The organism is Micromonospora sp. NPDC049559, assembly GCF_040676675.1.
Lineage (GTDB): Bacteria > Actinomycetota > Actinomycetes > Mycobacteriales > Micromonosporaceae > JBFAPK01.
In genome coordinates this window covers 104,616-120,308 of record NZ_JBFAPK010000027.1, presented here as the reverse complement: position 1 = coordinate 120,308, position 15,693 = coordinate 104,616, and the positions used below count along the sequence as shown (strand labels likewise).

General features: G+C 71.0%; 13 protein-coding genes. 5 read left to right on the top strand and 8 right to left on the bottom strand.

The features are described 5' to 3' along the window. The first annotated feature begins 215 nt into the window (after window positions 1-215). Together AB0J86_RS26020 and AB0J86_RS26015 are read left to right on the top strand one after the other, a co-directional pair. Complete coding sequence (locus AB0J86_RS26020; protein WP_363860224.1) at window positions 216-1,841, top strand: long-chain fatty acid--CoA ligase; 1,626 nt, start codon at window positions 216-218, stop codon at window positions 1,839-1,841. Between the two features lie 202 nt (window positions 1,842-2,043). Beyond that, window positions 2,044-2,988, top strand: coding sequence for a DUF808 domain-containing protein (locus AB0J86_RS26015; RefSeq protein ID WP_363860223.1), 945 nt, complete (start codon window positions 2,044-2,046; stop codon window positions 2,986-2,988). Window positions 2,989-3,044: 56 nt separating this feature from the next. Here the strand turns inward: AB0J86_RS26015 and AB0J86_RS26010 are convergent, their stop codons facing one another. The 5 genes from AB0J86_RS26010 to AB0J86_RS25990 form a co-directional block, all read right to left on the bottom strand. Continuing rightward, window positions 3,045-3,737, bottom strand: a complete 693-nt coding sequence (locus AB0J86_RS26010) for a type 1 glutamine amidotransferase domain-containing protein (protein WP_363860222.1) — start codon at window positions 3,735-3,737, stop codon at window positions 3,045-3,047. Between the two features lie 356 nt (window positions 3,738-4,093). Next, window positions 4,094-6,424 (bottom strand): glycoside hydrolase family 3 N-terminal domain-containing protein, encoded by a 2,331-nt coding sequence (locus AB0J86_RS26005; protein ID WP_363860221.1) that lies wholly within the window; start codon window positions 6,422-6,424, stop codon window positions 4,094-4,096. Window positions 6,425-6,464: 40 nt separating this feature from the next. Then, window positions 6,465-7,325 carry a carbohydrate ABC transporter permease gene (locus AB0J86_RS26000; RefSeq protein WP_363860220.1) on the bottom strand — a complete coding sequence of 287 codons (861 nt, stop codon included), beginning with the start codon at window positions 7,323-7,325 and terminating at the stop codon, window positions 6,465-6,467. A 2-nt stretch (window positions 7,326-7,327) separates the two neighbouring features. After that, complete coding sequence (locus AB0J86_RS25995) at window positions 7,328-8,326, bottom strand: sugar ABC transporter permease (protein WP_363860219.1); 999 nt, start codon at window positions 8,324-8,326, stop codon at window positions 7,328-7,330. Beyond that, the gene (locus tag AB0J86_RS25990) at window positions 8,323-9,630 is read right to left on the bottom strand and encodes an extracellular solute-binding protein (RefSeq protein ID WP_363860218.1); all 1,308 of its coding nucleotides are present in this window, start codon (window positions 9,628-9,630) and stop codon (window positions 8,323-8,325) included. Before AB0J86_RS25990 ends, AB0J86_RS25995 begins: the two co-directional genes overlap by 4 nt. 140 nt (window positions 9,631-9,770) lie before the next feature. Here AB0J86_RS25990 and AB0J86_RS25985 point away from each other — a divergent pair, with 140 nt between their 5' ends. Continuing rightward, window positions 9,771-10,775, top strand: coding sequence for a LacI family DNA-binding transcriptional regulator (locus tag AB0J86_RS25985; RefSeq protein WP_363860217.1), 1,005 nt, complete (start codon window positions 9,771-9,773; stop codon window positions 10,773-10,775). A gap of 163 nt (window positions 10,776-10,938) precedes the next feature. Here the strand turns inward: AB0J86_RS25985 and AB0J86_RS25980 are convergent, their stop codons facing one another. Both AB0J86_RS25980 and AB0J86_RS25975 read right to left on the bottom strand, forming a co-directional pair. After that, window positions 10,939-11,814: an LLM class flavin-dependent oxidoreductase gene (locus AB0J86_RS25980; protein WP_363860216.1), complete on the bottom strand. Its 876-nt coding sequence runs from the start codon at window positions 11,812-11,814 to the stop codon at window positions 10,939-10,941. Next, window positions 11,807-13,129: an MFS transporter gene (locus tag AB0J86_RS25975; protein WP_363860215.1), complete on the bottom strand. Its 1,323-nt coding sequence runs from the start codon at window positions 13,127-13,129 to the stop codon at window positions 11,807-11,809. Before AB0J86_RS25975 ends, AB0J86_RS25980 begins: the two co-directional genes overlap by 8 nt. Between AB0J86_RS25975 and AB0J86_RS25970 the strand changes: the two genes are divergently transcribed. Together AB0J86_RS25970 and AB0J86_RS25965 are read left to right on the top strand one after the other, a co-directional pair. Further along, a complete protein-coding gene (locus AB0J86_RS25970; RefSeq protein ID WP_363860214.1) occupies window positions 13,128-13,802 on the top strand; it encodes a MarR family winged helix-turn-helix transcriptional regulator in 675 nt (224 codons plus the stop codon). The two genes, AB0J86_RS25975 and AB0J86_RS25970, sit on opposite strands and share 2 nt — an antisense overlap. A 309-nt stretch (window positions 13,803-14,111) precedes the next feature. Then, window positions 14,112-15,032: an alpha/beta hydrolase gene (locus tag AB0J86_RS25965; RefSeq protein ID WP_363860213.1), complete on the top strand. Its 921-nt coding sequence runs from the start codon at window positions 14,112-14,114 to the stop codon at window positions 15,030-15,032. Window positions 15,033-15,146: 114 nt separating this feature from the next. Here the strand turns inward: AB0J86_RS25965 and AB0J86_RS25960 are convergent, their stop codons facing one another. Then, on the bottom strand, window positions 15,147-15,584 hold the full coding sequence (locus tag AB0J86_RS25960) for a heme-binding protein (protein WP_363860212.1): 438 nt from the start codon (window positions 15,582-15,584) through the stop codon (window positions 15,147-15,149). Between the last annotated feature and the right edge of the window lie 109 nt (window positions 15,585-15,693).

The window sequence follows — 15,693 nt, the reverse complement described above, 5'->3', positions numbered from 1 at the left end:
AGGCCCCGCGCGCCACGTAAGCCAAACTGGCGGACCCCCCCCACCGGTTCGCGCTGCCCGCCGGATCAGGGCCCCCCGCCCGGGGGCGGCCCCCGCCCTCGCCGGGGAGCCGGACCACCCGGTCTCCCCCGGCGCGGTCCGGCTCCCGGCCGCCACCGCGGGGCCAGAACCCTGTACGTCGACGGTGGGGGCACCGTCGCAGGAACGGAGGAATTGTGCGCGGGCTCATGCAGGACGGGTCGCTGGACGTCAGCCGGTTGATGCGCCGGGCGGACCTGGGATTCCGCCACAAGCGCGTGGTGACGGCCACCGCGTCGGGCGAGACGGTCTCGACCTGGGGCGAGGTGATCGACCGCGCGCGGCGACTCTCCGCCGTGCTCGACGTCCTGGCGGTCCCGAACTCGGCGCGGGTCGGCACCTTCGGTTGGAACAGCCAGCGCCATGTCGAGCTGTATCTGGGCGTTCCGTCGGCCGGCCGCGTCCTCCACACGATCAACCACCGGCTCTTCGCCCGCGACCTGACGCACATCATGTCCGACGCGGCCGACGACGTCGTCTTCGTCGACCGGTCGCTGCTGGGCACGGTGTGGGACGTCATCCGCTCCGTCGCCACGGTCCGCTGGATCGTCGTGATGGACGACGGTGGCGACGATGAGATTCCCGCCGATCCGCGCGTGCTCGACTACGAGGCGCTCCTCGCGCGATGCCCGGAGCCGGCGGCGGCGACGCGCGTCGACGAGAACGACGCCGCGAGCCTGTGTTACACCTCCGGTACGACCGGGCGGCCGAGAGGCGTGCTCTACAGCCATCGCTCGATCGTCCTGCACGCGATGCTGCTGCTGGGCGTCGACAGCTTCGCCATCTCGGAGCGGGATGTCGTCATGCCCATCGTGCCGATGTTCCATGTCAACGCCTGGGGGCTGCCCTACGCGGCGGCGCTCGCCGGAGCCGAACTCGTGCTCCCGGGTCCCGCGATGACCCCGACGGACCTCATCCAGCGTCTCTCCCGGCACCGCGTGACGTTCTCCGCCGGGGTGCCGGCGATCTGGCGCGGGCTGAAGCCGCTCCTCGGCACCGCGGACCTCTCGTCGCTGCGCATGGTGGTCAGCGGTGGGAGCGCCCTGCCCGACGCGCTGTCCGAGGCGTGGGAGCGGGCGGTCGGCGTACCGATCACAAGTTCGTGGGGAATGACCGAGACGAGCCCGCTCGTCGCGTGCGGGCGGGTGTCGTCCGCGCACGACGGGCTGCCGGACGGCGACCGCCGCCGGCTGCTCGGCCAGCCCGGGCCGACGGTGCCGCTGGTGGACGTACGGGTCGTGGACGCCGAGGGCCGACCCGTCGAGCGGGACGGTAGCTCGTCCGGCGAACTCCAGGTGGCCGGGCCGACGATAGCGGCCGGCTACTTCGGCGCCGATCCGGGCACGTCGTCCTTCACGGACGATGGCTGGCTGCGCACGGGTGACGTCGCGACCCTCGACGAGTACGGCTACCTGCGCATCGTCGACCGCCTCAAGGACATGATCAAGTCCGGCGGGGAGTGGATCTCGTCGGTCACGCTCGAGAACGAGCTGATGGCACACCCGGCGGTACGGGAGGCCGCGGTGATCGGGGTCGTCGACGACCGCTGGGGCGAGCGGCCGTGGGCGTACGTCGTCCTCGCCGCCGGGGCAGAGATCGACGAGACGGGCCTGCGCGAGTACCTCCGCGAGCGGGTCGCCTCGTGGTGGATCCCCGACCGCTTCCTGGTCGTGGACGAGATCCCCAAGACGGCGACGGGCAAGTTCTCGAAGGTGGCGCTGCGCAACCTCACCGAGCCCGTCGCCCGGTCCCAGCCGGCCTGACGACCCCGCGCCGTGCCGAGCCCGGCGGTACCCGCGTGGCGACCTCTCGTACCGGGCCGTCGAGGAACTCCTGGTCGCATGCGGTGTGGCTCGACCACGCCCGGATTCCACCGGACACTGACCGGCAGGTGACATGTCTCGGGCGGGGCCTGCGCGAGAATGGGCCACCCCGGACTCTCCTCAACGGTGGAAGGACCATCCCTTGGCCAGTGGACTCGTAGCCCTACTGGACGACGTGGCGGTACTGGCTCGCGCCGCTGCCGCGTCGGTCGACGACATCGGAGCGGCCGCCGCGAAGGCCGGCGCCAAGGCCGCCGGCGTCGTCGTCGACGACGCCGCCGTCACGCCGCAGTACGTGCGCAGCCTGGCGGCCGAGCGCGAGTTGCCGATCATCAAGCGCATCGCCCTGGGGTCGCTCCGCAACAAGTTCTTCATCATCCTGCCGGCGGTGCTGCTACTCAGTCAGTTCGTGCCCTGGCTGCTCACCCCGATCCTCATGCTGGGCGGCGCCTATCTGTGTTACGAGGGCGCGGAGAAGGTGTGGGCCAAGATCGCCCATCACGACGCCCACGGCGCGGGCGAGGAGGGGGTGCTGGACGAGACGACGCTGGTGTCCGGGGCCGTGCGTACCGACCTGATCCTCTCGGCGGAGATCATGGTCATCGCCCTGAACGAGGTGGTCGACGAGGGGTTCTGGTCCCGCCTGGTGATCCTGGCCCTCGTCGCCGTCGTCATCACCGTCCTGGTGTACGGCGTCGTGGCCCTGATCGTGCGGATGGACGACGCCGGGCTGCGCCTGTCGCAGCTGTCCGGTGCCGCCGCCGGATTCGGCCGCGGTCTGGTCCGGGCGATGCCGCTGGTGCTCACGGTGCTGACGGTGGTCGGCACCGCCGCGATGCTGTGGGTGGGCGGACACATCCTGCTGGTGGGCACGGACGAGCTGGGCCTGCACCAGCTGTACGAGGCCGTGCACCACATGGAGGAAGGCGCTCACGACGCCACGGGCGTGCTCGGCGGGCTCGCCGGCTGGCTCGTCAACACCGTGGCCAGCGCGATCCTCGGGCTGGTGGTCGGCGCGCTGGTCGTGCTGGTCATGGCGTTCACGCTGCACCGGCGCAAGTCGCACGGCGAACCTCGCCGCGCCTGAGCGGGGTGAGCCCGTCCTGGTCGGGTGGCAGGCCGACCGACCAGGACGTTCCGCCGCTACGCCAGGACCGGAAGGATCTCCTGGGCCAGCTTCGCGGCGGAGGCCGGATTCTGGCCCGTGAAGAGCGTACGGTCGCGGTGCGTGAACGGCTTCCAGCTCTCGCCTCGGACGAACCGCACACCGAGGTTGTTGAGCTCGGTCTCCAGCAACCAACGAGCCCGGTCGGCCAGCCCGACCGCCTCCTCCTCGTCGTTGGTGAATCCGGTGACCTCGTAACCGGCGAACGGCGAGACACCGTGGTATCTCGTCGACAACATCGCGGCCGGCGCGTGACAGACGATCGCCAGCGGCTTGCCGGAGGCGAGCGCCGCGGTCAGCAGCCGTCCCGCGTCGGCGCTGTCCCACATGTCTTCCATCGGCCCGTGCCCGCCCGGGCAGTAGACGGCGTCGTAGTCCTCCAGCCGGGCGTCCGCCAGCTCGATCGGGCGGCGTAGCTCCTCGGCGGACCGGATGATGTTCTCCAGCTCCACGGCGCGCTGCTCGCCGCCGGCCATCGCCGGACGCAGGCTCATCGCATCCACGTACGGCACACCGCCACCGGGCGTCGCGACCACCACCTGATGACCGGCCTTGGTGAAGGTCTCATACGGCACGGCGAACTCCTCGGCCCAGTAACCGGTGGCCCACCTCGTGCCGTCCTTCAACGTCCAGTAGCTCGTCGCGCTCACCACGAACAGGAGCTTGGCCACGACGACCTCCTCCGCGGTTCGGTTGCTACGCCACACGCTCGCGGTCAGGGCCTGCTTGACGAGGCTCGCCCGGAGCGAGCCGGATCCCGGGCGGCGTGGTCGTCGCCCGGGTCCGGCGCAGTAGGGCAGGGCCTCAGGCAACAGGCCCTGAGGCCACCCTAGGCTCGGCCGGGGCCCGCCGTACCGGCAACACGGAACATTCCCGGCTCGGGCGGCGCTCGCCGCAGCACCCGGGCTGGGATCCGCCGCTGCCCGGGCTGGGATCCGCCGCTCGCGCGGGGAGGCGGTCGGCCACCCGGAACTCCCCGACCGCCGGGATCCGCCGGTCGTCGGGTGGGACGACCGGCGGACCGACCTCACCTGATCTCGGACGTCGTCCAGCGCTGCGCGGCGCTGGTGACCGGCACGGTCGTACCGACCAGCGTCGTCAGCGCCTGGGTGTCCCGCTGCGCGCTCGTACCGACCCAGAGTTCGACGTCACCGGGCTCCACGACCCGGGTGAGCGTGCGGTCGGAGAAGGCCAGGCGGGTGGTGGGGACCGTCAGCTCGACCGTGACGGACCGGCCCGGCTCCAGGTGCACCCTCCGGTATCCGAGCAGCTGCGCCACCGGCCGGGTCACCGAGGCCACCAGGTCGCGGCCGTAGAGCTGGACCACGTCGTCGCCGGCGACCGCGCCGGTGTTCGTCACGCGCACCGTGACGCGCAGCGCCCCGTCGACCGGCACCGTGGCGGGCACGGTGAGGTCGGCGTGCTCGAACGTCGTGTAGGACAGGCCGTGGCCGAACGGCGCCACCGGCGTCGCCGGCAGGTTGGTCACCTCGCTGCCCTCGCCGAGCGTGGGGTGCAGGTACGAGTACGGCTGCGCCCCCGCCGAAACGGGAAGGCTGACCGGCAGCTTGCCCGACGGGTTGACCCGCCCGGAGAGCACGCCCGCGATCGCCGCGGCGCCCTCCTCACCGGGGAAGAACGCCTGTACCACCGCCGCGCATCGCGACAGCGCCCAGCCGATCGCGTACGGCCGGCCCGTGACCAGCACGAGGACGACGGGCGTACCCGTGGCGAGCACGGCCTCGACGAGTTCGCGCTGCACTCCGGGCAGTTCCAGGTCGTCCCGGTCGCAGCCCTCGCCGACCGTTCCGCGCCCGAACAGGCCGGCGTGGTCACCGACGACCAGCACGGCGACCTCCGCGGCGGATGCCGTGGCGACGGCCTCGTCGAAACCGGACCGGTCGTCGCTGTCCACGTCGCAGCCACGCGCCCAGCTGACGAGGTCGACGCCGAACTCGGCGCGCAGCGCGTCGAGGAGGGTCGGCACCTCGATACCGGTCTCCACGCCGGGCTGCTGGGCGAGTACGTGGTTGAGGAAGGAGTAGCACCCGAAGAGCGCGCCCTGCCGGTCGGCGTTCGGGCCGATGACCGCCACCCGTCGGCCCGCGGGCAGCGGCAGCGCGTCCCGGTTGGCGACCAGGATGATCGACTTCTCGGCGAGGCGGCGCGCGATCGACCGGTGCTCCGGCGAGTCGAGGTCGACGGCCTGGGGCGGCTCGTCCGTGAAGGTCGCGTCGAGCAGCCCGAGTTCCAGCTTCTGGCGCAGGACGCGCAGTACCGCCCGGTCGACGAGGGCCTCGTCGAGCCGGCCGGTCCGCACCGACTCCCGCAGGGTCAGATAGGCGTCGCCCGTCGGCAGCTCGATGTCGACACCGGCGGTCAGCGCCTGCACGGCCGCCTCCGCGTGGTCGCCCGCGACGTGGTGCAGCAGGTTCAGGAACGCCACGCCGTAGTAGTCGGCGACCACCGTACCGTCGAAGCCCCACCTGTCTCGCAGCACGCCGGTGAGCATGGCCGGATCGCCCGCCACGGGCACGCCGTCGATCTCGGCGTAGGAGTGCATGACGCCGCGGGCGCCGCCGTCGAGGATCGCCATCTCGAACGGCGGGAGCAGCACGTCGGCGAGCTCGCGGGGGCCGGCGTGCACCGGGGCGAAGTTGCGCCCGGCGCGCGAGGCGGAGTAGCCGGCGAAGTGCTTCAGGGTGGCGTGCACCCCCTGCGACTGCAGACCCCGCACGTACGACGTGCCGAGCGTGCCGACCAGGTACGGGTCCTCGGAGATGCACTCGTCGACCCGGCCCCAGCGCGGGTCACGGATCACGTCGAGCACCGGGGCGAGGCCCTGGTGGATGCCCAGCTCCCGCATCGAGGCGCCGATGGCCGCGGCCATCTCGGTGACGAGTTCGGGATCGAACGCGGCGCCCCAGGCCAGCGGGGTGGGGAAGGTGGCGGCCTTCCAGACCGAGAGCCCGGTGAGGCACTCCTCGTGCACGATCGCCGGAATACCCAGCCTGGTCCCCGTCACCAGGTCCGACTGGAACTTCCACAGCCACGACGCCCGGGCGACGGCGTCGACCGGGCGCGTGCCGTAGGGCCGGGTGAGGTGGCCGAGCCCGTGCCGGGAGAAGTCGTCGAGTTTGCCGTTCTCGCCGAACTCGCCCTGCAGCGGCGCGACGGCCTCGCCGTCCTCCTTCTCCCAGAAGCCGAGGAGCTGGGCGACCTTCTCCTCGATCGTCATCCGACCGAGCAGCTCGCGGACGCGCGCCTCACCGTCCCGCCCGTCCGGCCGGTCGTGTTCCGGACCTGCCTGGATTGGCGCCGGCACCGGGCCACCCACCGTCCCGCGGACCTCAGTCATGCTGTGCTTCCCCTTCGTTTTGTGCTCGTACCGCTGCCGCTCATCCCTTGACCGCACCCTGCAGCCCGCCGACGATCTGCTTCTCGGCGAGCGTGAAGAAGAGCAGGGCCGGAAGCATCGCCAGCGACGTGAAGGCGAGGATTCCCGCGGTGTCGGAGGTGTACTGACTCGAGAAGTTCTGCACACCCAGCGGCAGGGTGTGCAGGTGGACGTCGCCGAGGACGAGCAGCGGCAGGAGGAACGCGTTCCAGCTCGCCACGAACGCCAGGACCCCGACGGTGACGAGCGCGGGCCGCGACAGCGGCAGCATGATGCGCCAGAGGAATCCGAGCCGGCCCGTACCGTCGATCGCCGCGGCGTCCTCCAGTTCGCGGGGGATGGCGGCGAGGAACGGACGCAGGATCACGATCGTGAGCGGCAGCGAGAAGGCGATCTGCGGCAGGATCACCGCGTAGTAGGAGTTGATCAGGTTCAGGTCGCGCAGCATGAGGTAGAGCGGCAGGATCGCCGCACCGGCCGGGAAGAGCAGGCCGAGGGTGAAGAAGGTGTAGAGCCCCTCACGGCCGCGGAAGGTGTAGCGCGCGAGCACGTACGCGGCGCAGACGCCGAGCACCACGACGCCGAGCGTCGTACCGAGGGCGATCACGGCGCTGTTGAACGCCTGCTGCCAGAAGTCGCTCTGCGTCAGCACCCGGGCGTAGTTGTCCCAGACCCACGGGTCGGGCAGCCCGGCGGGGTTCGCGACGATCTGCGGGGTGGTGCGGAAGCCTCCGATGATCACGTAGACCACCGGGGCGATCGACACGGCGGCCACCGCGAGCGCCAGCGCGTAGGTGAGCGGGGTGCTCCACGCCACCGGGCGGCGCGGGGCGGGCAGGGGCGGGGCGGGGTTGCCGGCCACGGTCACTTCACCTTCCCGGTGATGGCGCCCTCGATGTCACGACGGAGCAGGAAGCGCTGGAACAGCAGCGCCGCGACGAACGAGATGACGAACAGGATCACGGCCACGGCGTTGCCGTAGCCCCACAGGCGGGCGAAGAAGCCGTTGTCCACCATGTAGGTGGCCATGGTGGCCGACGCGCCGAGCGACCGCACCGCGGGCACCGAGGTGACCCAAATGACGTCGAAGACCTGCAGCGAACCGATGATGGACAGGAACATCCAGATCCGGATGGTCGGGCCCAGCAGCGGGAGCGTGACGTGGCGCTGGGTCTGCCACCAGCTCGCGCCGTCGATCGCGGCGGCCTCGTTCAGCTCCTGCGGCACGTTCGACAGGCCGGCGAGGAGCAGGATGATGGCGAAGCCGACGTACTTCCAGGTGAGGATGACCAGCAGCGTCCAGATGACGACGTGGAGGTCGGCGAGCCACGCCTGCACCAGGCCGCCCAGTCCCAGGGACCGCAGCAGCGCGTCGAAGGTCCCGCCGCCGGTCAGCAGCAGCTTCCACATGATGCCGACGGTGACCTCGGCGAGCACGTAGGGCACGAAGACCAGCAGGCGGAACACGGTACGCCCGCGGAAGCGGCGGTTGAGCAGCAGCGCGATGCCCAACGCGATGGGACCCTGGATCACGAGCGACCCGACCACGATGATCGCGTTGTTGCGCAGCGCGTCGAGGAAGATCGGGTCCTGGAAGGCGAGGACGTAGTTGTCGAAGCCGACGAAATCGGTGGGCGGCCCGACCCCGCGCCACCGGTAGAGGCTGTAGTAGACCGCGAAGCCCATCGGCACGAGCACGAACATCACGTACACGACGATGGCCGGCGTCGTGAGCCCGATGATCTCGTACCACTTGCGTCTGGTCTCGGCCGCGCGGGTGGACGAGCGCCGGGCGGCGGGGCGCCCCGCCGGCGGCGCCTTGCGGCCGCCGGCGGGGGTCAGGGTCGGGTTGGTGGAGGTCACTTCTTCGCGGCCGCCTTCATCGCCGAGACGACCTGTTCCGGGGTGCCGTTGCCGGCGAAGATGGCGACGATCGCGTCGTTCATCGCGTTGCCGACGGTGCTGCCGAAGGCCGTGTCCAGCCAGAGCTGCAGGTAGGTCGCGCTGGAGGTGGCCGTCAGGATGGACTTCAGGGCGGGGTCGGAGATGCCGGCGTCCGCGCCCTTGGTGACGGGCAGGCCGGTGCCGGTCTCGGCGTAGCCCTTCTGCACCTCCGGGCTCACGAGGTACTTGAGGAACTCCACGCACTCGGCCGGGGCGTTCTTGGCGCAGGCGAACCCGTCGCCGCCGCCGAGGGCCGCCTTCGGGTCGCCCGCGGAACCGGCGATCGCCGGTACGGGGAACCAGCCGAGGAACTTGCCGAGGGCAGCCTTGTCGGTGGCCACGGTGTCCAGCGTGCCCCGGTTCCAGTCGCCCATCAGTTCCATCGCGGCCTTGCCGTTCGCGAGCAGGCCGTTCGCGCTGGTCGGGTCGTTCTGACCGGGCGTGGCGATGAAGTTCGGCTGGAACGGCTTGGTGTCGATGAAGCTCTTCAGGTCCTGGCCGGCCTTCACGAAGCACTGGTCGTCGAAGGACAGGTCGGTGGACGCCTTCTTCAGGGTGTCGACCGAGCAGGCGCGCAGCGCGAAGTTGTACCACCAGTGCGCGGCGGGCCACTTGTCGCCGGCGCCGACGGCGATGGGGATGACGTTGATCGCCTTGAGCTTGGTGACCGCGTCGTTGAGCTCGTCGAAGGTGGTCGGCGGGGCGGCGATGCCCGCCCGGGCGAACATGTCCTTGTTGTACCAGATGCCCTCGATGCCCATCCGGTACGGCAGGCCGTACTGCTTGCCGCCGGCCTGCCAGATCTCGGCCGCGCTGCCGATGTTGGCAACCTCGTCCTTGACCTGGTCGGTGATGTCCTTGAGGTAGTCGGCCTCGACCTGCTCGCGGATCTCCCCGCCGCCCCAGGACTGGAAGATGTCCGGCGGGTCGCTGCTGAGCAGCGCGGCGGGCAGCCGGGTGCGCTGGAGCTGGTTGGTCTCGATCCCCTCGGCCTTGATGGTGACCGTCGGGTGCAGGGCGGAGAAGTCCTTGGCGACCTTCTCCCAGTAGGTCTTGCCGGGCCCGTCCTGGGAGGCGTTGTGCCACCACGTCAGGGTCACCGGGTTCTTGTAGAGTTCGTTCTCGGCGGGCTCTTCGTCCCCGCCGCCGCCACAGCCGGCGACGAGGAGCACGCCGGTCGTGACCAGTGCTAGGACGGCGCCCGCGCGGCGCTTAACTGCCATCGATATCTCCTCGACTAGTCAGTCGCGATACTCGACCTGCCGGCGAGTGTTACAGCCGTGCAACGTCGATGTCAATCGTTATCGATAACGTTTTCGAAGCTGTGATGACGGGGTGCCGGAGGCGCTCTATCATCGTCGGCGTGGCGTTCCCGCAGCGTGTCAAGATGTCGGACGTGGCCCGTACGGCCGGCGTCTCGGTGGCGACCGTGTCCAAGGTCGTCAACGGCCGGTACGGCGTGGCAGAGGCGACGGTCGAGCGCGTGCAGCAGGTGATCCGCCAGCTCGGGTACGAGGCCAGCCTCGGGGCGCAGAGCCTGCGCAGTCACCGCACGAACGTGCTGGGCATCCTGGTCGCCGAGTTCGAGCCGTTCTCGACCGAGCTGCTCAAGGGCGCGTCCAGGGAGGTCGCCGGCACCGGCTACCAGCTGCTGGCCTACTCCGGCGGTGACGGCGAAGCCGCGGCCATCGGCTGGGAACGGCGGTCGCTGGCTCGCCTGTCCGGAACGCTCATCGACGGGGCGGTGATCGTCACCCCGACCGTGGTCGAGACCAAGCAGGGCTTCCACGTCGTGGCCGTCGACCCCCACACGGGCCCGTCCGGCCTCCCGACCGTCGACTCCGACAACTTCGCCGGCGCCGTGCTCGCGACCGAATATCTGCTCTCGCTCGGCCACCGCCGCATCGGGCACATCAGCGGACGCCCCGACCTGGAATCGGCGCGCCTGCGCGAGGCGGGCTTCCGCAAGGCCATGTCCGACGCCGGCGTCGCGGTCGACGAGCGGCTCGTGCTCGTCGGCGGGTTCCGGACCGAGAGCGCCGCCGACACGGCCGCCACGCTGCTCGCGCTCCCCGACCGGCCGACCGCGATCTTCGCGGGGAACGACCTCTCGGCCATCTCCACCATGGAGGTCGCCCGGAGCATGGGCCTCACGGTGCCCGACGACCTGTCCGTGATCGGCTTCGACAACGTCCCGGAGTCGGCGCTGGCCAACCCGCCGCTGACGACCATAATGCAACCGCTGCAGCGGATGGGTGCCGAGGCGATGCGCCTGCTCGTCGACCTGATCGGCGGCGTCGAGCGCGACACGCACATCCGGCTGCCCACCGATCTGGTCATCCGGTCGTCCTGCCGCCCCTACCGCTGACCCGCCACCGGCCGAGGAACCACACCGTCACGCCCGCCGAGCGTGACGGACGCGACGGTGGCGGTCCGGCCGGGCGGTTCAGGCGATACCGAGGTGACGGCGCGCCGCCTCAATCCCGCCTCGGCTCGACATGATCGACAGGACCCGGCCTAACCAGGTCTGGTCACCGGGCCGGGGCGGTGGTATTGCGAGCGGCGTTGACGAGTTCCCGAACGGCGGGGACCACCTCGGCCGCGTACAGCCGGACAACCTCGGGTGAGTCGGTGGGCAGCAGGAAGCCGCTGACGCCGTGTTCCAGGGTGAGTTCGGCCAGCTGCGGCGCCCACGCCGTGGGCGGTCCGGCGGGAGCGATGTTGTAGAGCCGCCGGATGGACCCCGGTGACCTGCCGGCGGCGACGGCCGCGTCGTCGACGATCCGTTGCCCGGAGGCGAGCTGGTGGGGCGGGATGCGCGGCCAGCTCGGTAGCCAGCCATCGGCGACCTGCCCGACCAGGCGCAGGATCCGGGGCTTGAGCGCACCCACCCAGATCGCGATGTGGTGCTCGGGCGCGGGGCCGGGCGACGCGCCATCGAGTCGGTAGTGCTCACCGTGGACCCAGGCCCCCTCGCCGCCGGTTTCCCACAGCGCCCGGATGACGGCGACCGCCTCGCGGAGCGCTTCCAGGGCGTGGCCCGGCGTGCGGCGAGGCCCGCCCTCGGCGGCGATGGCGTCCCAGTACGCGCCAGCGCCGAGTCCCAGCTCCGCCCGTCCGCCGCTGAGGATGTCCAGGCTCGCCGCCGCGCGGGCCAGCGCCGCCGGCGGCCGCAGCGGAAGGGTCGCGACGTTGGGGAAGACCCGTACCCGGGTGGTACGCGCGGCGATGACCGACAGCAGCGTCCAGGCGTCCAGGAACGCGGGCTGGTACGAATGGTCGGCGACGCTGACGAGGTCGAGTCCGGACTGGTCGGCGATTCGGGCGAGGGCGACGACCTCGCGCGCCCGGCCGGCGAGCGGGGTGAGGACGAGCCCGAACAGCAGGTCGTGTCCGTAGTCAGGCACGGTCACCGCCCAGCAGGTGGCCCGGACCGGCGAGCGCGGCGAGCGCGGCGACGCCCATGGCGGCGGCGGACATGACGAACGCCTGGGTGTAGCCCACCTCGGCGGGGACCGGCAGGCCCGTGACCTGATGGCTGGCGACGATCGTGGCGGCGATCTGGGCCCCGAGCGTGCCGCCGACCGTACGCATGATGGTGTTGACCCCGGTGGCCTCGCCGGTCTGCCGGGCGTCGACCGCGTTGACCACCAGGTTGGCCAGCGCGGCGAAGGCGAAGCCGACGCCGACACCGAGTACCGCCGCGCCCAGGTAGATCGTCCACTCGTGGTCATGGGCGGCGGCGAAGAGCACGAACCCGGCCGCCCCGACGACGCAGGCCAGCACGAGCGGGAGCTTGAAGCCGGTACGCGCGCCGAGCCGGCCTGCCAGTGGGCTGGCGAACAGCATGGTGATCGCCATCGGGACCATGAACAGCCCCGCCTCGGTGACCGACGCGCCGAAGCCGTATCCGGCCGTGGTGGGTGTTTCGACCAGCGCCGGCACCATCGTGAACGCGCCGTACATGCCGAACCCGACGATCAGGGCGGCGGCGTGCGAGGTGAGGACGGCGCGTCGGCGTAGCAGGGCAACATCGATCAGCGGCCGGTCGAGCCGCGACTCGACCAGCACGAACGCGACCAACAGTGCCACCGCCCCGCCGAGCAGGCCCAGCGTGCCGGCGGATCCCCACCCCCAGGTGCGCCCCTCGCTGATGGCCAGCAGCAGGGCGACCAGCCCGCCACCGAGCAGCACGGCCCCGGCCCAGTCGATCCGGCCGGGCGATCGGACGGCCGACTCCGGGATGAAGACCCAGACCGCCACCAGCGCGGCGAGGATCACCGCCAGCCCGACCCAGAAGATCCATTGCCAGCTCAACGCGTCCACGATCAATCCAGGTACGACGAGACCGGCCGCGAAGCCGATCCCGAACGTGGAGCTGATCAACCCGATCGCGACCGGCACCCGCTCGCGGGGAAACTGGTCCCGAACGATGCCGAAGGCCAGCGGAAAGGTCGCCGAGCCCACTCCCTGGATGGCGCGGGCGGCGATCAACGTCCCGATCGACGTGGACAGGGCGGCGAGCAGCGTGCCGACGGCGAAGATCGCGAGGCTGGCCAGCAGCAGGCGGCGCCTGCCGAACATGTCGCCCAGCCGGCCGAGTACGCCGGTCGCCACGGCTGAGGTGAGGAGGAACGCGCTGAGGACCCACGACACCGCGGTGGTACTGACGCCGAACTGCTGCCGCAGGTCGGGCAGGGCGGGCACCACCATCGTCTGCATGAGCGAGAACGACAGCACGGCGGTAAGCAGCGCCGTGAAGGGGGCCGCGGTGCCACGGGTCGTGCCGGGAGGGGAGATTGCCGGAGCTGATGCCATGGCGGAACGATTACATGAGGACATTATTTCGTCAAGCTATACTTTCGTCGTGGACACCGCCGACATCCGCCCGCCCTCGCTGCTCGCCCTGCCGTCCTACCTGGCCGGCAACGTGGCACGCATCGGCCACCAACTCCTGATGGAGGCGCTCGCCGCGCACGACATGCGGCTGCCGCACTTCGCCGTACTGAGCGCGCTCGCCGACTTCGGGCCGCAGGCGCAACACGAGCTCGCCGACCGACTCAATCTCAATCGCAGCCACCTGGTCGGTTATCTGGACGAGATCGAACAACGTGGGCTGGTCCGGCGCGAGCGCGACCCCGACGACCGCCGCCGCCAGCAGGTCGCCCTGACCCCGTCCGGTACCACGCTGTTGGGCCAACTCCAGCGGGTCGCCCGCGACTCTCAGACCGACTTCCTGCGGATGCTCACCGAAGCCGAACGCGAGACCCTGATCTCACTGCTCCGCCGGGTGGTACGGGCCCACGACGCCGCCCGCCTCACCGGAAACGACGTCGTCGTCGAACCGTCCCCCACGGCGGGCTCACCAGGTTCCGTCCGACGCCCGCCGGCATGACCGCTCCGCCGCGCGCTGGTTCGCCCCGGGAAGCCGCTCACCGAACCGATCGCGGCCGTGCCGGGATCATGGCCAACCCCTTGAAACCGCGGTATCGGGGCAACCGGCGTCGCGTAGCCCGTTCGGCGCAACGCCTGCGCGAGGTCGAAGTTCGATCGAGGGGCCAGCATGCGCGAGGTTGAAGTTCGATCGCTGGGGTCAGCAGCGCACTTCGAACCGACTGGTACCATCTCCCGCATACCCGTTCCCGAAGGCAGCAGCCCGGGCCCAGGCTCTTGCTCGCCTGCGTACGGCCGGGATAGGAGAGACATGTCGAAATCGACGTCCGACGCCGAACTCGCGCGTTCGCTGGAGGGCGGGTTCGTCAGCAGCCACGCCGAGGTCAACGGCGTCCGCCTGCACTACGTGGCGGGCGGCCAGGGCGAGCCGCTGCTCCTGTTGGGCGGCTGGCCGCAGACCTGGTGGGAGTTCCACAAGATCATGCCCGCCCTCGCGGAGCACCGCCGGGTCATCGCCGTCGACCTGCGGGGCATGGGCGGCTCGGACAAGCCCGCGGACGGGTACGACAAGAAGACCATGGCCGCCGACATCCTCGCGCTCGCCCACCACCTCGGCCACGACACGGTGGACATCGTCGGACACGACATCGGCGGGATGGTCGCCTACGCCTTCGCGGCCAACCACCCGGCGAGCACGCGACGGATCGCGCTGTTGGGCATCGCCCACCCCGACGAGCGGTTCTACCACTACTCGCTCCTGCCCGTGCCCGGGCGCCAGCAGGTGGGCGGCGACATCCACGCCGGGCCCGGGCGGTTCCTGTGGTGGTTCGCCTTCAACCAGGTCCCCGGCCTGCCCGAACGCCTGCTCGCCGGCCGCTCCCGCCAGCTGGTCGACTGGATGATCGACTATCTGGTCGAGGACCCCGGCGCCATCAGCGACCACGACCGGGACGTCTACGCGCACGCCTATTCCAGCGAGGACGCGATCCGGGCCGGCAACGCCTGGTACCGGGCGTTCGGGCAGGACATCGCCGACGAGGAGACCTACGCCCCGGTGAGCGCACCGCTGCTCGGCCTGGGCGGCGGCGAAGGCGGCTACCGACTCCTGAAAGCGGTACTGCCGAACAAGGGCGTCGACGTCGAGGTCGCCGCGGTGGCAGACAGCGGCCACTATCTCCCCGAAGAACAGCCCGAGGCCGTCATCCGGCACCTCACGCGGTTCTTCGGCTGACCCGACACAGGCCGCTCGGCGGTCCGGTGGCTAGGACGCGCCGGGCCGCCGCGGACAACCGCCCGGACCCGGCCGCGACGTGGCGGGACCGGACCCCGGATCAGTTCTGGCCCGCTACCTCTTGCCGGAGCGGTTTTCCTGCCACCGGTCCACCGCCGTCTGGACGGCCGCTTCGTCTTCGACGGCATGACCACCGGACGCGCCTGCGGCGCCGAGGATCACATCACCGTCGGTGATCAGAATGCCACCCTTCCACGGCACGAAGTCGCCGCCGTAGAGGTGCTGGATGCTGTCGACGATCCCCCCGGGCAGCTCGATCAGGCCGGAGGACTTCAGCGCGAGCAGCGCGGTGCGCGCCTTGGCCACGGCGATTCGGCTGGTCATAGGCATACCGCCGTCGGCTCGCCGGAGGGCGATCGGCTCTCCGGTGACGTCGACAACGGTCACCGCCAATGGCGGGAAACCCCGCTCGGCGGCGACCGCCAGCGCGGTCTCCACCAACCAGTCGGCGTCGGCCAGCGTGAGCCCGGGAAGGCGCGGATTGTCAGACATGGGCACGAACCTGAATGGCCTCTCGTCATGCGGACACTCTTCTAGATCACAACTCTCGAACCCGCCGCCAAGATCACCCGCGATCCGGACCCGTACCCGCGCCGACATC